This is a genomic window from Frigoribacterium sp. MCBA15_019 (assembly GCF_001864945.1).
GTDB lineage: Bacteria > Actinomycetota > Actinomycetes > Actinomycetales > Microbacteriaceae > Frigoribacterium.
This window is the reverse complement of record NZ_MJGS01000006.1, coordinates 68,191-89,333: the sequence shown is the minus strand read 5'-3', so window position 1 is coordinate 89,333 and position 21,143 is coordinate 68,191. Positions and strand designations below refer to the sequence as shown.

18 protein-coding genes are annotated in these 21,143 nt (G+C 73.2%); 6 read left to right on the top strand and 12 right to left on the bottom strand.

Translation table 11 applies throughout. From position 1 onward, the window contains the following. Positions 1-62 precede the first annotated feature (62 nt). On the bottom strand, positions 63-608 hold the full coding sequence (locus BIV04_RS08995) for a cysteine hydrolase family protein (protein WP_071255920.1): 546 nt from the start codon (positions 606-608) through the stop codon (positions 63-65). A gap of 99 nt (positions 609-707) precedes the next feature. Beyond that, positions 708-2,012: a PP2C family protein-serine/threonine phosphatase gene (locus tag BIV04_RS08990; RefSeq protein WP_071255918.1), complete on the bottom strand. Its 1,305-nt coding sequence runs from the start codon at positions 2,010-2,012 to the stop codon at positions 708-710. Positions 2,013-2,224: 212 nt separating this feature from the next. On the opposite strand from BIV04_RS08990, the gene BIV04_RS08985 reads away from it, so the two are divergent. Both BIV04_RS08985 and BIV04_RS08980 read left to right on the top strand, forming a co-directional pair. Beyond that, positions 2,225-2,854: a bifunctional 4-hydroxy-2-oxoglutarate aldolase/2-dehydro-3-deoxy-phosphogluconate aldolase gene (locus tag BIV04_RS08985; RefSeq protein WP_071255916.1), complete on the top strand. Its 630-nt coding sequence runs from the start codon at positions 2,225-2,227 to the stop codon at positions 2,852-2,854. Beyond that, the gene (locus BIV04_RS08980; RefSeq protein WP_071255915.1) at positions 2,851-3,900 is read left to right on the top strand and encodes a sugar kinase; all 1,050 of its coding nucleotides are present in this window, start codon (positions 2,851-2,853) and stop codon (positions 3,898-3,900) included. The genes BIV04_RS08985 and BIV04_RS08980 overlap by 4 nt, the downstream gene beginning before the upstream one ends. 72 nt (positions 3,901-3,972) lie before the next feature. Here the strand turns inward: BIV04_RS08980 and BIV04_RS08975 are convergent, their stop codons facing one another. The 3 genes from BIV04_RS08975 to BIV04_RS08965 all read right to left on the bottom strand — a co-directional run bounded on the left by BIV04_RS08975 (position 3,973) and on the right by BIV04_RS08965 (position 7,164). Then, the gene (locus BIV04_RS08975) at positions 3,973-5,064 is read right to left on the bottom strand and encodes a nuclease-related domain-containing protein (protein ID WP_071255914.1); all 1,092 of its coding nucleotides are present in this window, start codon (positions 5,062-5,064) and stop codon (positions 3,973-3,975) included. Positions 5,065-5,128: 64 nt separating this feature from the next. Then, positions 5,129-6,310, bottom strand: a complete 1,182-nt coding sequence (gene chrA / locus BIV04_RS08970) for a chromate efflux transporter (protein WP_071255951.1) — start codon at positions 6,308-6,310, stop codon at positions 5,129-5,131. A 215-nt stretch (positions 6,311-6,525) separates the two neighbouring features. Further along, on the bottom strand, positions 6,526-7,164 hold the full coding sequence (locus tag BIV04_RS08965) for a GNAT family N-acetyltransferase (protein ID WP_177174797.1): 639 nt from the start codon (positions 7,162-7,164) through the stop codon (positions 6,526-6,528). Between the two features lie 118 nt (positions 7,165-7,282). On the opposite strand from BIV04_RS08965, the gene BIV04_RS08960 reads away from it, so the two are divergent. Together BIV04_RS08960 and BIV04_RS08955 are read left to right on the top strand one after the other, a co-directional pair. Continuing rightward, positions 7,283-8,593, top strand: coding sequence for an amidohydrolase (locus BIV04_RS08960; RefSeq protein ID WP_083396310.1), 1,311 nt, complete (start codon positions 7,283-7,285; stop codon positions 8,591-8,593). Positions 8,594-8,951: 358 nt separating this feature from the next. Continuing rightward, positions 8,952-9,572 carry a hypothetical protein gene (locus BIV04_RS08955; protein ID WP_143048639.1) on the top strand — a complete coding sequence of 207 codons (621 nt, stop codon included), beginning with the start codon at positions 8,952-8,954 and terminating at the stop codon, positions 9,570-9,572. Positions 9,573-9,670: 98 nt separating this feature from the next. Here BIV04_RS08955 and BIV04_RS08950 read toward each other — a convergent pair whose 3' ends face one another. Next, the gene (locus tag BIV04_RS08950; protein ID WP_143048638.1) at positions 9,671-10,171 is read right to left on the bottom strand and encodes a MarR family winged helix-turn-helix transcriptional regulator; all 501 of its coding nucleotides are present in this window, start codon (positions 10,169-10,171) and stop codon (positions 9,671-9,673) included. Between the two features lie 60 nt (positions 10,172-10,231). Between BIV04_RS08950 and BIV04_RS08945 the strand changes: the two genes are divergently transcribed. Continuing rightward, positions 10,232-11,587 carry an FAD-dependent monooxygenase gene (locus BIV04_RS08945; RefSeq protein ID WP_255364228.1) on the top strand — a complete coding sequence of 452 codons (1,356 nt, stop codon included), beginning with the start codon at positions 10,232-10,234 and terminating at the stop codon, positions 11,585-11,587. Positions 11,588-11,862: 275 nt separating this feature from the next. Here the strand turns inward: BIV04_RS08945 and BIV04_RS08940 are convergent, their stop codons facing one another. From BIV04_RS08940 to BIV04_RS08925, 4 genes are all read right to left on the bottom strand, one after another. Next, the gene (locus BIV04_RS08940; protein ID WP_369825305.1) at positions 11,863-13,314 is read right to left on the bottom strand and encodes a PTS ascorbate transporter subunit IIC; all 1,452 of its coding nucleotides are present in this window, start codon (positions 13,312-13,314) and stop codon (positions 11,863-11,865) included. A gap of 8 nt (positions 13,315-13,322) precedes the next feature. Next, a complete protein-coding gene (locus BIV04_RS08935) occupies positions 13,323-13,625 on the bottom strand; it encodes a PTS sugar transporter subunit IIB (protein ID WP_043596598.1) in 303 nt (100 codons plus the stop codon). Continuing rightward, positions 13,622-14,077, bottom strand: coding sequence for a PTS sugar transporter subunit IIA (locus BIV04_RS08930; RefSeq protein ID WP_143048637.1), 456 nt, complete (start codon positions 14,075-14,077; stop codon positions 13,622-13,624). Before BIV04_RS08930 ends, BIV04_RS08935 begins: the two co-directional genes overlap by 4 nt. Before the next feature lie 109 nt (positions 14,078-14,186). Beyond that, positions 14,187-14,918 (bottom strand): GntR family transcriptional regulator, encoded by a 732-nt coding sequence (locus tag BIV04_RS08925; RefSeq protein ID WP_071255908.1) that lies wholly within the window; start codon positions 14,916-14,918, stop codon positions 14,187-14,189. A gap of 234 nt (positions 14,919-15,152) precedes the next feature. Between BIV04_RS08925 and BIV04_RS08920 the strand changes: the two genes are divergently transcribed. Continuing rightward, complete coding sequence (locus BIV04_RS08920; protein WP_071255906.1) at positions 15,153-17,219, top strand: transketolase; 2,067 nt, start codon at positions 15,153-15,155, stop codon at positions 17,217-17,219. A 123-nt stretch (positions 17,220-17,342) separates the two neighbouring features. On the opposite strand, the gene BIV04_RS08915 is transcribed toward BIV04_RS08920, so the two are convergent. Together BIV04_RS08915 and BIV04_RS08910 are read right to left on the bottom strand one after the other, a co-directional pair. Further along, positions 17,343-18,560, bottom strand: coding sequence for a BMP family protein (locus BIV04_RS08915; RefSeq protein ID WP_143048636.1), 1,218 nt, complete (start codon positions 18,558-18,560; stop codon positions 17,343-17,345). Between the two features lie 566 nt (positions 18,561-19,126). Then, positions 19,127-20,767, bottom strand: coding sequence for an ATP-binding cassette domain-containing protein (locus BIV04_RS08910; RefSeq protein WP_071255942.1), 1,641 nt, complete (start codon positions 20,765-20,767; stop codon positions 19,127-19,129). Positions 20,768-21,143 lie beyond the last annotated feature (376 nt).

Below are 21,143 nucleotides of genomic sequence, written 5' to 3'. Positions count from 1 at the left end.
CATGTTCACTTCGTGGCGGGAAGAGGCGGAGCCAACGTGACGCAGCCCTGCGCGCCGAGCGGTCAGGCCGCGAGCAAGGACTCGCTCGTGACGACGGTCGCGAAGCTGCCGTCGAGGGCGGCCATGAACGCCGCGTGGACGTCGCGGCCGGCGACGGTCGTCCCGGCGTGCACGAGGTCGGGGGCCGCGCAGGCGTCGGCGACGACGGTGCAGGTGAAGCCGAGCTCGTGTGCGGCCCGCGTGGTCGAGTCGACGCACATGCTGCTCATCATCCCGACGATCACGAGGTCGGTCACGTCGCGCTCGCGGAGGCTCGCCTCGAGTCCCGTGCCCACGAAACTGTTCGGCACGTGCTTCTCGACGACCAGCTCGCCGTCACGGGGTTCGACGGACGGGTGGAAGGCGAGGCCGGCCGTCCCCGGTCGGAAGAACGTCGCGCCGGCGCCGGTCGAGACGTGGAAGACGTGCACCACGGGTTCGCCTGACGCCCGGAACGCCTCGAGCACCTCGCCGGCGGCGGCTGCTGCCGCCTCGGGCTCGACGAGGGGGAACGCACCCCCGGGGAAGTAGTCCAGCTGGATGTCGACGATGAGCAGCGCGCGGGTCATCGGGCAAGCATGGCAGGCACCGCGCCCAGGGCGGGGACGAGGAGGCGCGGTGTGCGTCCGACGGGCACCGCGCCTCCCGCGATCCGGTCGCCGCCCGGCTCAGGGGCGCACCGGCACCGAGGTCGGCACGAGCGTCGTCGCGACGACCGTCACGTCGTCGCTGCGCTCGCGCTCGCGGGCCAGACCCTCGACGACCTCGACGATGCGGGCCGGTTCGGGGGTCGCGGCGAGCAGCTGCTCGAGGTCGTACAGCGCCTCGAGCTCGACGGGGAACAGGTCGAGCACCCCGTCGCTGACGCAGACGAACACGTCGCCCTCGTTCAGCTGCGAGCGGTGCCGATGCCAGGCGGTGCCCACGCCGATCGGCAGGTCGGCCGAGTTGAGACGGTCGACGCCGCCCGCCGCGCGCCGGATGAACGCCAGCCCGTGCCCCGCGTCGGCCCAGAGCACGCCGCCGTCGGCGTCGATGCGGGCGTGGAAGGACGTCGTGAACTGCGTCTCGGTGTCGTAGGCGCTCGTCGTCAACCCCACGGAGGCGCGGTGGAAGGCCTCGGCCGGGTCGCCGTCGTCGACGCTGCTGCGGATCACCGAGCGCACCGCGGCCGCGATCATGCCCGCGCCGACGCCCTTGCCCATCACGTCGCCCACGGTCACGGCGATGCCGGATGAGGTCGGGTACCAGTCGAAGAAGTCGCCGCCGACCTCGCGGGCCGGCACGCAGGCCCCGAACACCGCGAACGCGTCGGGCAGGGTCGAGGCGTCCGGAGGCAGCAGCGACTGCTGCACCACGGCCGCCCGATTCAGTTCGCGCTCGACGGCGTGCTGCTGGGCCCGCGCCCGTTCGAGGCGCGCCTTCGCCTGGCGGGCCAGCTCGTTGACCGCCGCGGCCACCGTCGCGTAGACGATCAGGGCGAACGCCAGGCGGATCAGTTCGCTCGGGCCACGACCCTCCGAACTGAACAGGTACGGCAGCAGCAAGGTGACACACGTTCCGACCAGGGGCAGCAGCACGTTGCGCCGGCCGGGCCAGGACGCGACCCAGATGACCGCCAGCAGCACGATCGGCAGGAAGACCGACCGCTGGTCGCCCGTGCCGTAGCGCAGCAGCCCCACGGCGACGAAGTCGGCGGCGGGGACGAGCATCTCCCACCGGCGCAACTCGGCGTGGCGGGCCATCAGGGCGGCGAACACCAGCGCGGCGACGGCGACCGCGACGCCGAGCCACATCGTGATCGCGTCGGTGACGATCAGCCAGGGCAGGGTCGCACTGAGCACCGCGGCCAGCACGATCAGCAGGGCGATGAACGACTGTCGGAACAGCGGCACCTTCTCGAGAGGCACGCGCCGCAGGGCCGTGTTGAGTGCTCGCCCGACCGCGTCGGCACCCTCCGTCACGCGTCCCATGCCGATCCCCTCGCCCCTGGATGGTCCGTCGACCACAGGTGTCGTCTTGCCTCGTCGTCCCCCTGACGCTACAGGGTGCGGCCGACGGAACCGAGGACCCGAGGAGGCGCGGTGAGGGCACGACGCGCACCGCGCCTCCTGGGGGCGAGGCGTCGTCCACAGGCCACGCGGGGTCGTTGTGTGGTGTGGGCGGGCGATGGTTGGGTGGTGGCATGAGCGCCGTCGACGTCCTCATCCGCCTCTCCGAGATCCACGTGCTGCCCGTGGTCGTGATCGACGACCCGGGGCAGGCCGTTCCGCTCGCCCGTGCCCTCGTCGCGGGCGGCGTGCCGTGCGCCGAGGTGACCCTCCGCACCCCGGACGCGATCGAGGCGCTCCGGGCCATGGCGGGGGTGCCCGACTTCGTCGTCGGGTGCGGCACGGCGCTGTCGGCCGAGCAGGTCGACGCGTCCGTCGATGCCGGGGCGACGTTCGTGATCAGCCCCGGGCTCGACGAGTCGGTGGCCGATCGGTGCCGGGCGCTCGGGGTGCCGCACGTCCCGGGCGTGGCCACGGCCACCGAGGTGATGCGGGCACGCGCGGCGGGGTTCACGGTGCAGAAGTTCTTCCCGGCGGCCCAGCTCGGTGGCGCTGCGGCGATCTCGGCGCTCGCCGGGCCGTTCCCCGACCTCCGGTTCGTGCCGAGCGGAGGGGTGGGCCTCGCCGAGGCCGCGTCCTATCGCGGGGACGCCGTGCACTCGATCAGCACGAGCTGGATCACCCCGCGCGACGCCGTCGCCGCCGGCCGCTTCGACCTGGTCACCGACCGTGCCCGGGCGTTCCGTGAGGAGGTGTCGGCGTGAGCGGCGTCCCGAGCGGGTTCGAGGGCCGGGGTCGCGCCCGGGGCTCGTTCGAGCGCGTCGTCACCGTGGGCGAAGGCCTCGCCGTCTTCCGGTCGGGACCCGACGAGCAGCTCTGGCGGGCCGAGCAGGTGGCCGTCGGCACGGGCGGCGCCGAGGCCAACGTCGCCATGACCCTCGCCCACCTGGGCGTCCCGGTCGTCTGGGCCGGCCGGGTGGCCGCCGACTCGCTCGCCCGCCGCATCGTCCGCGAGCTGCGGGCCGAGGGGGTGACGGCCCGCACCGTCGTCGACCCGGACCGCCCCACCGGTCTGCTCGTCAAGGACGTCCGCGCCGACGGTCGCACCGCTGTCTCGTACCATCGCGCCGGCAGCGCGGGCAGCGCCCTCACCGCCGCGGACGTCGACGCGCTCGACCTCGACCTCGCCCCCGGCACCCTGGTGCACGTCACCGGCATCACCGGCTGCCTCTCGGATTCGGCCTCCGAGGCCGTCCGGCATCTCGTCACGCGGGCCCGCGAGGCTGGCGCCCTCGTCTCGTTCGACGTCAACCACCGGCCGCGCCTGTGGGGCGACCGGCCCGCCGCCGAGGCGCACCGGGAGCTCGCCGCGGCGGCCGACCTCGTCGTCGCGAGCGTCGACGAGGTGCCGTTCCTCGTCGGGTCCTCGTTCGAGTTCGACACCCGGGCGTCCGGCCTCGAGCAGGCCGAGCTCGCCGCCGACACGTTGGTCGGGGCGGGCCACCAGCACGTCGTCGTCACGGCGGGAGCGGCCGGCGCGTTCGCGGTCGACGGCGGTGATCGGGCCCCGGTCGTCGCGCACGAGATCGACGTGGTCGACACCGTCGGCGCCGGGGACGCGTTCGTCGGGGGCTACCTCGCGGGGTGGGCCCGCGGCGAGGTGCTGACCGGACGCCTGCGGCTCGCGAGTCTGTCGGGTGCCGCGGCGTGTCGGCACGCGGGCGACTGGGAGGGAGCGCTCGACCTCGACGGGCTCGGCGAGGGCCCCGGGCCGGGGTTGGGGGCCGGCGGCGACCCCGTCATCCGGTGACGGTGCGTCGAGATGTCACGACTGGCCGCTCACCTCCGAAGACGAGCGGCACGTCGTGACATCTCGCCGACCTCACTCGGTCGGGTCGGGCCGCTGGGGGTCCGCGGCCTCCGAGGCCGGCGCGACCCGCGCCTCCGGCACCTGGGGGGCCGACGCGACCCGCGCCTCCTGCGCTTCTGCGACCTCGGGCGTCGACGCGACCCGCGCCTCCTGGGCGTACGCGCCGAAGCGCAGCACGTCGGCGCCGTACGAAGCGAACAGCCGGGCCAGGTCGTCGACCCGGGCCCGGGACAGCTTCTTCGTCGGACGCGAGGTCAGTTCGCGGACGACGCCCGCGAGCTGGGACCGGTGCGACACGATCGCCGTCGCGGCGCCTCCGTCGGTGGCGTCGCGCTCGGTCGCGAAGACCGTCGCGTCGCGGTGCGAGTAGAACACGCAGGTGTCGAACCAGAGCCGGACGCCGGTCTCGGCCTGCACCCGGTCGGACAGTCGCTGCGCCTGCCGCCGCACCTGCGACGCCGGGGCGTCCCGGCCGAGGTGGGTCCGCACGGTGAGCACGGTGGGGGAGTCCTTGACGACCTGCAACGCGAACGGCGGCGTCATCGTGCTCTCGTCGAACAGGCCCGCGAACGCCGGGAACACGCTGCTCGGCGTGAGCCCGTCGAAGACGATGCCGTTCCAGCCCTTGTTCTCGATCACCATCACGCCGGTCTCGCCGAGCAGGACGTGGTCGACCTGCGCGACGAACCGCGAGGAGGCGCTGGTCGCCACGGGCACGAAGACCACGTTGGTCAGCAACACGGCGTCCACGCCCAGCTGACGGCAGGCGTCGGCGATGTCGTCGCGCGAGGTGGCCTCCCACTTGAGGCCGGCCGCGACGAGGTCACGGGCCTGCTTCGCCTCGGTGAGGGCGGCCTGGCGCTCGGCACCCAGGGCGTCGCGCTCGCGGGCGTGGTCGGCGGCTGCCTGGGCGAGGGCGTCGTCGTGGGCCGCGGCGAGGGCCTCGTGCTGCTCGCGGGCGGCCCGGGCCTGCTCGTCGGCGGCGGCCTTCGCGGCGGCCACGGCCCGACGGGCCCGGGTGCGCAGCACGACGGCGACGACGACGAGGGCGACGAGCAGGACGGCGGCGATGATCCACGGGACGAGGCTCTGGTCGAACGGCATGCCCCCAGCAGAACACGGGGTGCCGGTGGGGCGCGGGTGCCTCGCCGGGCGGGCCGGGCGCGGGTCAGCCGGGCAGCACCGCGAGCAGGAGTCCGCCGGCCGCCGCCACCGCGACGACGGCCCACGGCGGAGTCCGCCACGCGACCAGCAGCACGAAGCAGACGAGGGCGAGGCAGAACGACCCCGGACCGGTGATCGCCGTCGTCGCGACCGGGTCGTAGAGGGCGGCGGCGAGCAGGCCGACGACCGCGGCGTTCGCTCCGCGCATCAGGGCTCGGACCGGCGCGCGGTCGCCGAGGGTGTTCCAGAACGGCAGCACCCCGACCAGCAGCAGGAGACCCGGCGCGAAGATCGCGAGGGTCGCGAGCACGGCCCCGAGCGCGCCTCCTGGTCCGATGTCGGCCACGGCGCCGAGGTAGGTGGCGAAGGTGAAGAGCGGGCCCGGGACCGCCTGGGCGGCGGCATAACCGGTCAGGAAGGTGTCGTCGTCGACGAAGCCGGGTTCGACCAAGCCGGCGTGCAGCAGGGGCAGGACGACGTGGCCGCCGCCGAAGACGAGGGCTCCGGCGCGGTAGAAGACGTCGACGAGCGCGACGGTGCCCGAACCGGTGACGGAGGCCAGGGCGGGCAGGCCGACGAGCAACGCCGCGAACACCGCGAGGCAGGTGACGCCGGCGGCCCGGGTCACGGGGAAGCGAAGGGGCGCGGACGGGCTCGCACCGGCGGAGGGCCCGGCCGTCCGACAGAAGACGAGCCCGGCCAGCACTCCCAGCGCGATCGCCGAGAGCTGCCCGGCCGGTCCCGCCAAGGTCAGTGCGAGGACGGCGGCGGCCACCGCGATGCTCGCGCGCGTCCGATCCGGGGCGAGGGTCCGGCACATGCCCATGACGGCATGTGCCACGATCGCGACGGCGCCGATCTTCAGCCCCGCGACGATCGCCGACCCGACGACGCCGTCGAGCAGCCCGACCCCCGTCGCCACGGCGAACATGATCACCGCAGACGGCAGGGTGAACGCGACGAAGGCGACCAGCGCCCCGACCGGACCCGCCCGCAGCAGACCGAGCCCGAACCCGACCTGGCTCGAGGCCGGCCCCGGAAGGAACTGCGCGATCGCGACCAGGTCGCCGTACGGCCCGTCGCCCAGCCAACGTCGACGCGTCACGGCCTCGGCCCGGAAGTACCCGAGGTGGGCGATCGGACCGCCGAACGACGTCACCCCGAGCACCGAGAACGCGGACAGCACCTCGCGGACGCGGCTCGGACTGCGGGCGGGGCCACGAGCCGGGCCACGGGTCGGGCCACGGGCGGGTCGGCCGCCGGGGTCGGGTGCGCGCTCGGTCACGAGGTCATCGTGGCAGGTGGCCGCCCGCGCCGCCGCGAGATGTCACGACTTGCCGCTCATCTACGAAGGTGAGCGGCAAGTCCTGACATCTCGGTGCCCCCAGGAGGCGCGGGTCGTCACCCCGGGAGGCCGCGGCCCCGCCACGTGCCCAGCTCGGCGACCTCGCGCCAGCCGAGGCTCTCGTAGAGGCGGCGACCGTCGGCGCTCGCGAAGAGCAGGCCCGTCGTCGCTCCTCGGGCGGCGGCCCCGTGCTCGAGACCGGCCATGACGCGGCGACCCAGCCCGCGCCTCCGGAAGTCGGGTTCGGTCGCGATGCGGTCGAACACGACGTGCTCGCCGACGATCGCCGCCTGGCCGCGGGCGGCGACGACGCCGTCGACCTCGACCCTCACGTGCACGACCCGGTCGTCGTCGTCGACGATGATCCCCCGGGGCGACGGCGTCGCCGACACGGGGGCCGTCATCATGCGCTCGGCGTGGGTGACCGCCTCGAGTCGGGCCAGGGTCGGGCGGGCGACGTCGTCGAGGGGGCCGACCACCGACAGCCAGACGTCGGGCGTGATCGTCTCGTCGACGAGGCGGGTCAGCTCGGCCAGGGTCGGCCGGGCCACGATCCGTTCGACCGCGCGGGTCGCGGCGGCGACGTCGACCCGCCAGGCGTCGCCGTCGCGGTGACGGGCGGCGCCACGCGAGAGCGCCCAGCCCTCGACCCACCGGTCGACGAGCGGGACGAGGTCGTCGGTCGTCTCGGTCACCCCTCGAGGGTAGGGCTGGTCGACCGTCACGAGGGAGCGGCGGGCACCTGGCGAGTGACGGGGGTGGTGAGTAGCGTCGAGACGACGAACCACCCACGCATCACCAGAGGAGCACCTCATGACCTCGACCGGCATCGACCAGCCGCGCCCCCTTCCCGACGACGCCCGGCCGCCCGCCGTGGGCGCACCGCTCGGCGAGTTGTACCGGCACCTCCACCGACACCCCGAGTTGTCGTTCCACGAGGACGCGACGGCCGCGATCGTCGAAGCCGAGCTCACCGCCCTCGGCTTCGAGGTGCACACCGGCGTCGGCGGCACGGGTGTGGTCGGCGTGCTGCGCCGCGGGCACGGTCCGACCGCGCTGCTGCGGGCCGACATGGACGGCTTGCCCGTCGCCGAGGCCACCGGCCTGGACTACGCCAGCACGGCCCGCGGCACCGACCCCGACGGGCGCGACGTGCCGGTGATGCACGCCTGTGGTCACGACGTGCACGTGACCTGCCTCGTCGGCGCCGCCCGCCGGCTGGCCGGTGACGACACCTGGTCGGGCACCCTCGAGGTGCTCTTCCAGCCCGCCGAAGAGCTCGGTGCCGGCGCCCGGGCGGTCGTGGCCGACGGGTTGTTCGACCGCGTCCCCCTCCCCGACGTCGTCCTCGGCCAGCACGTCGCGCCGTTCCCGGCCGGTTTCGTCGCCCTGCAGTCCGGCCCCGCCTTCGCCGCGCAGGACGGCATCCGCATCACCTTCCACGGCCGGGGCGGCCACGGATCACGCCCCGAGACGACCGTCGACCCCGTCGTGATGGCGGCCGCGACCGTCCTCCGGCTGCAGACCGTCGTGTCGCGTGAGACCTCCGCGGCCGAGCGGCTGGTCGTCACGGTCGGTTCGATCCATGCGGGTACCAAGAACAACGTGATCCCCGACACCGCCGAGATCCTGATCAGCATGCGGTCGTTCGACGAGCACGTCCGCGAGCGGGCGCTCGCCGCCGTCACGCGCATCGCCGAGGGCGAGGCCGCGGCGGCCGGCGCACCGCAGCCGCCCACCGTCGAGCACTACGAGAGCTTCCCGGCCGTCGTGAACGACCCGTCCGCGGCGGACCGCGCCCGCGCCTCCTTGGTGCGTCGTTTCGGCGAGCAACGCGTCATCTCTCCCGGGCCGGTGACGGGCAGCGAAGACATCGGCATCCTCGCCACCGCGGCCGGTGCCCCGTGCAGCTTCTGGCTGCTCGGGGGCGCCGACCCCGCGTCGTTCGCCGAGGCCGAGTCGCCCGCGGACCTCGCCCGCCTCGTCGGACAGCTGCCCTCGAACCACTCGCCGCTCTACGCACCGGTCGTCGAGCCGACCCTGACGAACGGCGTGGACGCACTCGTCGCCGCGGCCCACGAGTGGCTGCTCGACTTCGGGGCGTCAGGAGGCGCGAGACACTGAGCCCACGGCGGCCCGGCTCACGGCCGCCCGGCCTTCCCTGGACGGGAGGATGCTAACTTCCTCGGTACAGACCAGTTGGTTCGCACGGGGGTGTGGTGGGCATGACGAGCACTGTCCGGCGCCGCCGAGCTCGCGTCGTTCCTGGACGGTGTGCACGACGCTCGGGCCGACCACCCGGCATGCTTCGTCACCGTGATGGCGCACTCGTACGGTTCGACGACCTCCACACCGACGACCTCTCCGCGACGCTTGCCGAGGGCAACGGTCTCGCGCCCCTCGGTCTGTTCCTCGGCTCGACATCCCTCAAGACCATCTCGCAGATCGTGGCCAACGGAAGACCGGACTGATGAACGAAGTCATGAACCATCGCCTGCACCACGTCGCTGCTCTCGTGGCGACGATCCTGGTGCTCGTGACGACAGGGTGCGCGTCGAGCGCGGAGAACGGAGACGACGTGGCGGGGCAGGATGCAAGGGACGTGGCGGGGATGACGCAGGCCCAGGTGGCCGAGTCGTCGTTGGAGGACGAGTTCGGTTCGGCGTCGGAGCGGTACGTCGAGATGGAGGGCGTGCTCGAGGAGGCGCAGCTGCAGATCTCGGACGGGCCATGGATCTGGATCGGCGGGGACGTACTCCCCGTGCCGGGTGGGGCGAATGCGTTCGGCGAGGCGCCCGAGGGCGCCACCGAGGAGAACAGCTACTACTTCCGGGCCAGCCGCAACGTCGAGCTCGAGGGGGCGACGGGCGCTCGTGCCGATCTCGACCCGATGATCGAGTACTTCGACGAGAAGGGGTGGGAGTCGGTCAGCAGCGAGATCGGGCAATACACGGTGGACGTGTACAGCGAGGTCTTCTGGACGAACGACTCGGGCGAGTTGGTCTCTGCGATCGCTGATCGTGACCCGGCGGACTTCCCTGAGGAGTCGGTGCCGGGCGAGTACGCGCCGTTCCCGTCGTGGAGCGACCCGGTTCAGCCGTAGGCGCCCTGCTGATCCATCGCCGGCCGGACCGCTCCGAGCCCGCAGCCGCGTCTCATCCCGGCACGTCGTGACATCTCGTCGACGAGCTCCGGACGGCCTCAGGGCGTCGCGTCGTCGTACACGGCGATCAGCCGGTCGAGGAAGCCCTGCACGACCGCCCGCTCGGTCTCGTCCATGCCGTCGACGAGGCGCTCGATGCCGTCGATCATCGGCAGCACCTGCTCGTAGGCCCGGTCGGCCGACGCCTGCTCGGCCGTGACGATCAGCTTGCGGCCGTCGGAGGGGTGTCGCTCGCGCCGCACGTGACCGGCCGACTCGAGGCGGTTCAGCACGAGGGTCATCGCCGCCGTCGACACCTCGACGCGGCGGGCCAGCTCGCTCGGGGTCGCGGGGCCGGTCGTGATCAGGTGGTCCATGGCGTCGAGCCCGGCCCGGTCGACGCCGAGGCGCTCGGCCAGGTGCCGCTCGAACCGTTGCTGTCGGACCGACACCTGCTGCACGCGGGCACGGATGTCGTCCGCGGGCAGCTCGCGACCGTCACGCCGGGCCCGGGTGCGGTCGTCGCGATCGGGGCGGTAGTGGGGGTCGATGTCGGTCACGACTCCACGATAGCCGTGTAGATTGCCAATATCGTTGATAATCAATTCAGGGAGCAACTCGTGACCATCCCCACCACGCGCACCCGCGTCCTCATCTCGGGTGCCAGCATCGCGGGGCCCGCCCTCGCCTACTGGCTCGACCGCTACGGGTTCGAGACGACGATCGTCGAACGAGCCCCCGAGCTGCGGACCGGCGGGCAAAACGTCGACGTCCGTGGTGCTGGCCGCGAGGTCGTACGCCGCATGGGCCTCGAGGACGACGTCCGCGCCGCCACCACGGGCGAGGTCGGCACCCGGTTCGTCGGGCCGACGGGCGGCACGGTCGCCGAGTTCCCCGCCGGAACCTCCGATTCAGGAGGCGCGACCGCCGAACTCGAGATCCTGCGGGGGGACCTCGCGCGGCTCCTCGTCGGGCGTACCAGGGGCGACGGCCGGGGTCATGGCACCACGTACCGCTTCGGCGACCGCATCACCGGCATTCGCGAGGACGACGAGGTCGGGGGCGGGGTGGGGGCCGCCGGCCCCGCAGCCGATGCCGCCACCGGAGGCGACCCGACGACCACCGCGGCCTCCACGCCCGTCGGCACCGCGCCTCCCGGGTCCGGCTCGCGGGGCGTCGTCGTGTCGTTCGAGTACGCTCCCGACGAACGCTTCGACCTCGTGGTCGCCGCCGACGGCATCGGCTCGTCGACGCGGCGCCTGGTGTTCGGCGACGAGCCGACGATCCGGTCGCTGGGGCTCGAGACCTCGTACGCGACGATCCCGCGGACGGCCGCCGACGACGACTGGTGGCGTTGGTACAACGCCGCCGGGGGTCGCTCGATCACCCTGCGGCCCGACGCCCACGGGACGATCCGGGCCGCGATGTCGTTCGTCACCGACCGCACCCGTGAGCGGGGCCGGGCCGAGCGTCGCACCGTCGCAGAACAGCGGGCCCGACTGCACGAGATCTTCGACGACGCGGGTTGGGAGGCCCGACGCGTGCTCGACGGCTTCGACCACGCGGACGACCTCTACTTCGAGTCGATCGGGCAGGTGCGGGCACCGCGCTGGTCGTCGGGCCGGGTCGTGTTGCTCGGTGACGCCGCGTACTGCGCCTCGCCGGTGAGCGGCATGGGCACGAGCCTGTCGCTGGCCGGGGCCTACGTGTTGGCCGGAGAGCTCGCCTCGCACCGTCACCACCGTGACGCCTTCGCCGGGTACGAGCGGCTGATGCGGCCGTACGTCGAGCAGGCACAGCAGCTGCCACCGGGGGTGCCGCGGGTCGCCAACCCGACGTCCCGCGCCGGCGTCGCGCTGTTCCACGCCGGGGTGCGGCTCGCGTCGACCCGGGTCGCGGGTCGGCTCGGGGCGCGCTTCTCCACCCCGCCGGCCGACGCGCTCGAGTTGCCGGACTACGCACACCTCGAGCCCTGACGCCCTGACGCTCCCGTCGAGTGGTCCGGGATCGTCCTCCACCCCGCCGGGAAGGACGATCTCGGACCACTCGACCGAGCAGTCGGGACGAGGAGGCGCGGTGATCGTGATCGACGGACGGCCCGGACACGCAGAACGGGCGGGTCCGGGGGAGGCAGGCGTCCGAAGATGCCCGTTCCCGCCGAACCCGCCCGTCGTCAGCGGGGAGGCCGACCGTCAGCCGGGAGGCCGACCGTCAGCCGGGAGGCCGACCGTCAGCCGGGAGGCCGACCGGCCTAGCGCGCCGAGGCGGTCTGGCCGACGCGCGTGCCGTCGGCGGCCGCCGCCGCATCGCCCGAGCCGGCGTCGCCGTCGGCACCACCGTCGCGGCCACCGTTCCGGCGGGCACGGGCCCGCACGAACAGGCTCGACGCGTACACCAGCACGAGCGACCCGAGGATCGCGACGATCACGGCGATCTGACCGCCGGCCAGGCTGATCTGACCGAACAGGATGCCCACCACGCCGTAGTCCGAGTCGGAGAAGGTCGAGTTCGACAGCCCGATGTCGCCGAGCACCGGCAGCAGGAACAGCGGCAGGAAGGTGATCGCGAGACCGTTGGCGAAGGCACCGAGCACGGCACCGCGTCGACCGCCCGCGGCGTTGCCGATGACGCCCGAGGCGGCTCCGGTCATGAAGTGCGCGACGACGCCCGGGATCACGATGGCGGTGCCGGCGAAGATCATGACCGACATGCCGACGATGCCGCCGACGAAGCTCGCGAGGAACCCGATCAGCACGGCGTTCGGGGCGAAGGTGAAGGTGATCGGCACGTCGAGCGCGGGGATCGCGTTCTTGACGAGGCGCTCGCTGATGCCCTTGAACGCGGGCACGATCTCGGCCAGCACGACGCGCACGCCGGCGAGGATCACGAAGACGCCCGCCGAGAAGGTCGCGGCCTGCATGACGACGTAGACGATGTAGTTCTGGCCGTCGCTCAGCTCGGTCTCGACGAACGAGGCCCCGGCGAACAGCGCGACGATCACGTAGATCACGGCCATCGACAGCGCCACGATCACCGTGGTGTCGCGGAGGAATCCGAGGCCCTTCGGGAACGTGATGTCCTCGGTCGACTTCGACGGCGTCCCCTTGCCCCGGGTCAGCGTGGCGACCAGGCCGCTCAGGGCGACGCCGGCACCGCCGGTGTGGCCGAGGGCTACGTCGTTCGAGCCGGTGACCTTCCGCATGAAGGGCTGCACGATCGCCGGCGACAGCGTCGTGACGAGACCCTGCAGCAGCGCACCCCAGAGCACGACGCCCCAGACCGGGAACCCGGCGACGCCGAGGATCACGGCGATCATCGCGGCCATGTAGAAGGCGACGTGACCCGAGAGGTAGATGTACTTGAAGTGCGTCGTCGCGGCCAGCAGCACGTTGACGATGAACCCGAAGAAGAAGATCAGCGCGGCGGCCGAGCCGTAGTCGAGCAGCACCTGGCCGACGATGGCCTCGTTGTTCGGCACCACTCCCTGCACGTTGAACGCCTGCTGGAACATGGCGCCGAACGGGTCGAGCGAGGCGACGACCACGCCGGCACCGGCGGCCAGCACCAGGAACCCGACGAGCGTGCGCACGGTGCCCTTGAGCACGTCACTGAACGCCTTGCGCTGCAGCAGCAGGCCGACGAGCGAGATCAGCGCGACGATGATCGCGGGCTGGCGGAAGACGTCCAGCAGGACGGAGAGCACGCCCTCCATCAGTTGGCCCCGGCGTCGGGCACGGTCACGCCCTTGCGGATCGCGGTCTCGCGCACCTTGGTGCGCAGCTCGGCCAGGTCGATGATGCTGTCGAGCACCACGACGTCGCCGAGGCCGCCGACCGAGTCGGCCAGGTCGGCGCCCACGAAGATCACGTCGGCGGCACCCGGGCCGACCGAGCCGAGGTCGGCGTGGTCGACGTCGACCCCGGTGATGCCCTGCTCTTTGAGGACCTTCTCGATGTTCATGTGGACCATGAAGCTCGAACCGAGGCCCGAGCTGCAGACGGCGAGGAATTTCATGCGTTCTGTCCGATCTTGGTGAGGACCGCCAGGGTGTCGGCGGGGGTGGAGGAGGCGAGCAGCTCGGCGCGGAGCGTCTCGTCGGAGAGCAGGGTGGCGAGGGCCATCATCGTGTCGAGGTGGCTCTGCGGGTCGGTCGCGGCGAGGCAGAAGAAGAGGTCGATCGGGTGCGCCGCGTCGTCGTTCAGCAGGACGGTCTCGCCGACGCGCAAGCTCGACAGCCCGGTGCGCACGACGCCGTTCTCGGGCCGGCTGTGCGCGAGGGCGATGCCGAAGCCGAGGTCGATGTAGGTGCCGCCCGCCGCGATCGAGTCGGTCATGGCCGCGACGTAGTGGCTGCTGATGGCGCCGCTGTCGAGCAGGGGCTGCGCGACGCGTTCGACGGCGTCGCGCCAGCCGTCGACGCGGTCGGCGAAGAGGATGGTCTCGGGGGTGAGGAGGTCGGTCAGCACTGTCGTTCCTGGTGGGGGTGGGTGACGTCGTCGTCGCGGCGGGCGTCGGGGGCGGTGGTCGGGCGGGGTTCAGGAGGCGCGGCTCGGCGGACGAGGAGCGCCCGGTCGGTCAGCCGTGCAGGCCGAAGAAGATCTCGCTGTTCTGCGGGGTGAAGTGGCTGGTCCCGTAGGCGACGGCACGCTCGTCGCCGTCGAACACGGTCGACGCGATGCGCAGCAACGTCGTGCCGAGGGGCACGTCGAGCTCGTCGGCGTGCAGCGTGCTCGCCGCGTCGAGGGAGACGAGCAGGTCTTGCCGGGCGAGGGTCACGCCGTGCTCGCGGTCGAGGTGCCCGTAGAGCGAGCCGTCGGTGAAGTCGACGGTCGCCGTCTCGGGGAACAGCGAGAACGGCAGCCAGGTCACCACGAGGTGGTGCAGCGACCCGTTGACGAAGCGCAGGCGGGTCAGCTCGACGACTTCGTCGGCCGAGTTGATGTCGAGGTGGCTCGCCACCGTCTCGCCGGCGCGGACGACCTTCTGGCCGAGCACGCGGGTGCTGACCGAGAAGCCCTCGCCGGTCTGCTGGGCGTGGAAGCCCTTGACCTCGTCGGCGAACCGCTCGCGGTAGTGCAGGCGGTACTGCGGCTCGGTGACGAAGGTGCCCCGGCCGTGCTCGCGCACCAGGTGGCCGTCGGCGATCAGGCCGTCGACCGCGTGCCGCAGCGTGATGCGGCTGACGCCGTACTCGTCGCAGAGCACGGGCTCGGCGGGCAGCTGCGACCCGGCCTCGAGCTTCTGGATGCGCGACAGCAGGTGCTCGCGCACGGCCACGTACTTGCTCGTGCCGCTCGTGGTGCTCATCTGGTGCCTCCGCGCCGTTGCTGAAGAAGGGTCTCGCCGAAGTGGGTGGTGCCGGATCGTGCCGACCGCCCTGAGTCGTCAGGTCGTCAAGTCGTCATGATGACTTCGACGAGAGTACGTCGCGTCGACCACGGGTGCAAGTCGGCAGTCGTCTTGATTCATCATGACGTCCTGATGTCTCACGCTACGGTCGTCCAAGACCCAGCCCGCCCCTCCCGAACCGGAGCCCCACACGTGACCCACGACCTCGACCACGCCGCCGTCACCACCGCCCGCCTGCTCGCCCTCGACGCCGTCGAGCGAGCCGGGTCCGGCCACCCGGGGACGGCGGCCGCGCTGGCTCCCGTCGCGCACCTCCTCTTCCAGACGCACCTGCGGCACGACCCGCAGGCACCCGACTGGGCCGGCCGCGACCGGTTCGTGCTGAGCTGCGGGCACGCGAGCATCCTGCTCTACACGCAGCTCTTCCTCACCGGCTACGACGTGTCGCTCGACGACTTGAAGGCGTTCCGGTCGTTCGGGTCGCGCACCCCCGGCCACCCCGAGCTCGGCCACACCCCCGGCGTCGAGACCACGACCGGACCGCTCGGGCAGGGCCTCGCCACGGCCGTCGGCATGGCGATGGCGATGCTGCACGAGCGTGCCGTCAACGACCCCGATGCCGCCCCCGGCGAGTCCGTCTTCGACCGCCGGGTCTTCGTGCTCGCGTCCGACGGCGACCTGCAGGAGGGTCTCTCGTACGAGGCCGGAGCGCTCGCCGGGCGGCACCGCCTCGGCAACCTCACGGTCATCTACGACGACAACGACATCCAGATCGAGGGTGACACGAGCCTCACCTCGAGCGAGAACGTCGGCGCCCGGTTCGCGGCGCAGGGCTGGCGCGTCGACCACGTCGGGCTCGCCTCGGACGGCGACGTCGACGTCGAGGCCCTCGACGAGGTGCTCTCGACCACCGACCGCCGCGGAGACCGCCCCCACCTCGTCGTGCTCAAGTCGCAGATCGCCTGGCCGGCCCCGAACGCCCGCAACACCTCCGCCTCGCACGGCGCCCCGCTCGGTGCCGCCGAGGTCGCCGCCACCCGGGTCGAGCTCGGCGTCGACTCCGAGCCCTTCACCGTCGACGACGCCGTGCTCGCCCACACCCGCTCCGTGCTCGAGCGGGGCCGGGCCGCCCGCGAGGCCTGGCAGGTCGCCGCCGACGCCTGGGAGCTCGCCCACCCCGCCGCGGCCGCCGAACTGCGACGCTCGCGGTCACGGACCCTGCCCGCGGACCTCGCGTCGCGCCTCCCGGTCTTCGCCCCCGGCGACACGCTCGCCACCCGCGACGCGTCGGGCAAGGTCATCCAGGCGCTCGCCGAGGCGCTGCCCGAGCTGTGGGGCGGCTCGGCCGACCTCGCCGAGCCCAACCGCACGGCGATCGCAGGAGGCGCGTCGTACCTCCCCGAGGAGGCCCCCGGCACCGGCCGCGCCGGTCGCAACGTCCACTGGGGCGTGCGCGAGGGGGCGATGGCCTCGGCCATGAACGGCATCGCCCTGATCGAGGGCTCGCGGTTCTTCGCCGGGACGTTCCTCGTGTTCAGCGACTACCAGCGCCCGGCGATCCGGCTGGCGGCGCTCATGCAGCTGCCGGTCACCTACCTTTGGTCGCACGACTCGGTCGCCCTCGGCGCCGACGGACCGACCCACCAGCCGATCGAACACCTGGCGAGCCTGCGGGCGATGCCCGGGTTCTCGGTGGTGCGCCCGGCCGACGGCGCCGAGACCGCCGCGGCGTGGCTGGCGATCCTCGAGAAGGACGGCCCGGCCGGCCTCGTGCTGGCCCGCCAGCCGCTGCCGGTCGCGGCGACGCCCGCCGACGTGGTGCTCGCGGGCGTGCGCCGCGGGGCCTACGTCGTGCAGGACGGCGCTGACGGCGGCACGCCCGACGTGGTCGTCGTCGCCACGGGCAGCGAGGTCGCCCTCGTGTTGGAGGCCGTCGCGCAGATCGACGACCTCGCCGTGCGCGTCGTGTCGATGCCCTGCCGCGAATGGTTCGACGCCGAACCCGCCGAGTACCGCGAGCAGGTGCTGCCCCGCGCGGTGTCGGCCCGGGTCGTCGTCGAGGCCGCCGCGAGCTTCGGCTGGGAGGGCGTCGCCGGTCCCGACGGCGTCGTCGTCGGCATCGACGAGTTCGGCCTCTCGGCCCCCGCGGCCGACGCGCTGCGCGAGCGCGGCATGACGACCGACCGCGTCGTCGCCGCGGTGCGCACTGCGGCCGCGCGGGCCGGGGTCGGCGGCGCCGCGACCTCCGTCGCTTCCTGACCCGCGCCTCCTCGTCCTGGCCCGCGAGTGGGCAGGAGGTGCTGCTCGGCTCGCGCCGACGCGCATCTCCTGCCCACTCGGCGGAGCGGCAGGGGCCGCGGCCGAGCCCCGGGTCGGCCCGGCCTACGGCTGGCTGGGTGAGGTGACCGTGACGGCGCCGCTGGCGATCTGGTCGCGCAGGGTGTCGAGCTCGGCCGACAGCTCGGGGCTGACCGACGACGCCAGGTCGTGGAACGGTGCGAGGTCGACCCCGCCGTTGTCGAGCGTGCCGACGTAGGGGTCGTTGCTGAACGAGCCGTCGGTCGACGAGACCGCGATCTGCTGGACGGCCTTCTCGGTGTCCTTGATGACGCTGGTCAGCACGATCGGGCGGTACTCGGCCGGCAACGTGTCGTAGCCGTCGTTGTCGACCCAGATCACGTCGACGTCGCCCGTGGCGAGTGCGGCCGACGCCGCTCCCTCGCCGACCTGCCCGGCGACCGGCATGATCACGTCGGCGCCCTGGTCGATCAACGCCTGGGCGAGCTGTTTGCCCTTGTTGACGTCCTCGAAGTCGCCGGTGAACGAGCCGTCCTGCGCCTCCTTCGACCAGCCGAGCAGCTGCACGCTCGTGCCGTGCGCGGCGTTGTAGGCGTCGACGCCGTCCGCGAAACCGTCCATGAACAGGGTGACCGGGGGCTGGTTGCCGCCGCCGAAGGTCGCGACCTTGCCCGTCTTGCTCACGCCCGCCGCGAGGTAGCCGGCGAGGTACGAGGCCTGTGCCGTGTCGAACAGGATCGGCTTGACGTTCGGGGCCTCGACGGTCTCGTCGACGATGGCGAAGTCGATGTCGGGGTTGGCCTTCGCCTGCTCCTCGGTGGCGGGGGCGAGCTCGTAGCCGACCGTCAGCACGAAACCGCAGCCCGAGTCGACGGCTTGCGCGACGTTCGGGGCCAGGTCGTTCTCGGTCGTCGAGACGAGCACGCGGGCCTGGATGCCGTCGTCCTTCTCGGCCTTCTGCAGGCCGGCCCAGCTCGACTGGTTGAACGAGCGGTCGTCGAGCCCGCCGGAGTTCGTCACCATGCGGGCGCAGTTCTCTCCCGCGCCGGCGCTGCCCGAGGCGGCCGTGTCGGACGGGGCGCTGGCACAGCCGGCCAGCAGCGCGAGACCGGCGAGGCCGCCGGCGACCCCGAGGAGGCGCGGGTGGCGGAGGCGGGACGACGAGCGGTCCCCGGCGCGGGCGGCCCCGAGGCGGGTGCTGCCGCGGCGGGTGCTGCCGAGGAGGGTGCTCGGGCGGGGTGCGGGTGCTGCGGGGTGCGCGGAGTCGGCGAGACGGGCGGGTGTGGCGGGGTGGACGGACATGAGGCGGGACCTCCGGGAACGGGTGTGCTGTGGGGGTGCCGGCGGTGCGGGCCGGGCGGGTGGACACAGTCAACTGCCTGCGGGGCTCCGTGCCAAGCGTGTGACGGGGGCGGGCTCCGTCGGCGGCCCGCGCCGCGCCTCCTGCGTTCGCCCGTCCGGCCCGCGCCGCGCCTCCTGCTCTCGCCGCCACGAAGTAAACATGCCGCCACTTTTTCTCGTGGCGGGGTGTTTAGTTCGTGGCGGGCTGGCGGCGACGGCGGACTGGCGGGCTCCGTCGGCGGCCCGACCTGCGCCTCCTGCGTTCCCCCGTCCGGCTCGCGCCGCGCCCCCTGCGTTCCTCGCCAGGGGATGGACACAGCGCCAGGACTAGTCGTGGCGTCGTGACCACTTCCTGGCGTCGTACTACGGGGGCGGGCTGCGTCGGCGGCTCGCGCCACACCTCCCTGCCCTCGCCGCCACGAAGTAAACAGGCCGCCACTTTTTCTCGTGGCGGGGTGTTTAGTTCGTGGCGGGTTCGCGCGTTGGCGGCGACGGCGGAGGCCCGGTCCGGCCGCGGCAGGACGGCCTCAGCGGACCTCGACCCGGGCGTCGAGCTCGAGCCGCTCGAGGAAGGCCTCGTCGTGGCTGACGATCACGAGCGCCCCGCGGTAGCCGCGCAACGCCTGGAGCAGGTGGTCGGTGCTCGCCATGTCGAGGTCGTTCGTCGGCTCGTCGAGCACCAGCAGCTCGGGCGGCGGGTCGGCGAGCAGCAGTCCGGCCAGCGCGACCCGGAACCGTTCGCCGCCCGAGAGGGTCCCGGCGAGCCGGTCCACAATGTCTCCCCTGATGAGGAACCGCGCGAGGCGGTTACGCACCTCGCGCGGAGGAACGTCCGGTGCAGCCCGCCGGACGTTCTCGAGCACCGTGAGTCCGTCGTCGAGCGAGTCCTTCTTCTGCCCGAGGTGGGCTACCCGACCGGTCAGCGCGACGGCGTGCGTGTCGGGCAGCGGATGCGGCCGCGCGTCCGGCGCACCGACGAGCTGCTCGAGCAGCGTCGTCTTGCCCGACCCGTTGTCGCCGACGACGGCGACGCGCTCCACCCCCTGGACGACGATGGTGCGTCCCCGCACGGTCAGCTCGGCGAGGCGCCGGGACGCCGGGACCGCCGGGTCCGGCAGGTCGACCACGATCGTGTCGTCACGACGCAGGCGTCGCTCGGCGGTGTCGACCGCTACCCGCGCCTCCTGCTCGGACGACGCGTGCGCCTTGCGCAGCGAGCCCGCCGTCGCCTCGGCCTGGCCACGCAGCTGGTTCGCCATGATCTTCGGCATCGACTCGCCGGCCTTGGCTCCGGCCTTGGCCCGTCGCGCGATGGTCGTCTCGGCCTCGATGCGCTGCCTCCGCTCGGCCTTGAACACCTGCTCGGCGGCCCGGACGTCGCGCTCGGCCGCGGCCTGAAGCACCGCGAGCTGCTGCTCGTAGGCCGACCAGGTGCCGCCGAACACGGTCATCGAGCCGTCGCGCAGCTCGGCGATCTCGTCGACGTGCTCGAGCAGCTCGCGGTCGTGGCTGACGACGACGAGCGTCCCCCGCCAGCGGTCGACCACGTCGAGCAGCAGGCCGCGTGATCGTCGGTCGAGGTCGTTCGAGGGCTCGTCGAACACGGCGATCGGCCGACCCCGCAACCGCACGCCGGCGATGGCGACGAGCACGGCCTGCCCTCCGGACAGCGTCGACACCGGGCGGTCGAGGACGGTGCCGGTGCCGGTGCCGGTGCCGGTGCGGCTGCCGCTGGTGCTGGTGCCGGCACCGCCGTCGAGGTGGCCCAGCCCGACGTCGGCGAGGGCCGCGGCGGCGCGCGACTCGACGTCCCAGTCGTCGGCGAGCAGCTCGAACTGCCGTTCGGTCGCGTCGCCGGCGAGGATCGCCCGCAAGGCGAGGAGGCGCGGGCCGACCCCCAGCAGGTCGGCCACGGTGTCGTCGGCGCGGGACCGCAGCCGTTGCGGCAGCAGGTCGACCTCGCCGGTGGTCGTGAGACGCCCGCCGGTGGGGACGAGGTCGCCGGTGACGAGCCCGACGAGCGTGGACTTGCCCGCGCCGTTCGCGCCGACGAGGCCGGTGCGGCCACGACCGAACGCGGTCGACAGGTGGTCGATCACCCCCGAGCCGTCGGGCCAGGAGAACGAGAGGTCGGACAGGACGATGGAGGGTGTGGTGATGGTGGGCACGAGGGCTCCCGGTGGGTGGTGTCGGAGCACGACGACCACCCGTCCCTCGCCGGCGACGGAGGTCGGCTGCGGCGGGGGAGCGACCCGGCAGGAGGCGCGGCGCCTCGAGCGAGGCGGCGCCCGGTTCACGGGGCGGGCGGGAGTGGCGTCAGTGCGAGGGCGACTGCTGCGCGAGGGGCGCAGTACCGGTGATGAGACGCAACGCTCTGCCTTCTGTGCGGCGGGCCCCCGTGCCCGCGAGGGCGGTTGACCGGCCGGTGTGTCGGCCGCACCGGTGCCTGCTCTCGCGACGGGGTACCCCGCCACGGTAGGTCGTGCCCACGCCGGTCCGCAAGGGGCGGGTGCCGGCCGACCCGCGCCTCCTGCTCTCGCCGCC

Coding starts and splice junctions, on each gene's coding strand:
- BIV04_RS08995 (WP_071255920.1), bottom strand. CDS start 608: ATGACCCGCGCGCTGCTCATCGTCGACATCCAGCTGGACTACTTCCCC.
- BIV04_RS08990 (WP_071255918.1), bottom strand. CDS start 2,012: ATGGGACGCGTGACGGAGGGTGCCGACGCGGTCGGGCGAGCACTCAAC.
- BIV04_RS08985 (WP_071255916.1), top strand. CDS start 2,225: ATGAGCGCCGTCGACGTCCTCATCCGCCTCTCCGAGATCCACGTGCTG.
- BIV04_RS08975 (WP_071255914.1), bottom strand. CDS start 5,064: ATGCCGTTCGACCAGAGCCTCGTCCCGTGGATCATCGCCGCCGTCCTG.
- BIV04_RS08960 (WP_083396310.1), top strand. CDS start 7,283: ATGACCTCGACCGGCATCGACCAGCCGCGCCCCCTTCCCGACGACGCC.
- BIV04_RS08955 (WP_143048639.1), top strand. CDS start 8,952: ATGAACCATCGCCTGCACCACGTCGCTGCTCTCGTGGCGACGATCCTG.
- BIV04_RS08935 (WP_043596598.1), bottom strand. CDS start 13,625: ATGAAATTCCTCGCCGTCTGCAGCTCGGGCCTCGGTTCGAGCTTCATG.
- BIV04_RS08925 (WP_071255908.1), bottom strand. CDS start 14,918: ATGAGCACCACGAGCGGCACGAGCAAGTACGTGGCCGTGCGCGAGCAC.
- BIV04_RS08915 (WP_143048636.1), bottom strand. CDS start 18,560: ATGTCCGTCCACCCCGCCACACCCGCCCGTCTCGCCGACTCCGCGCAC.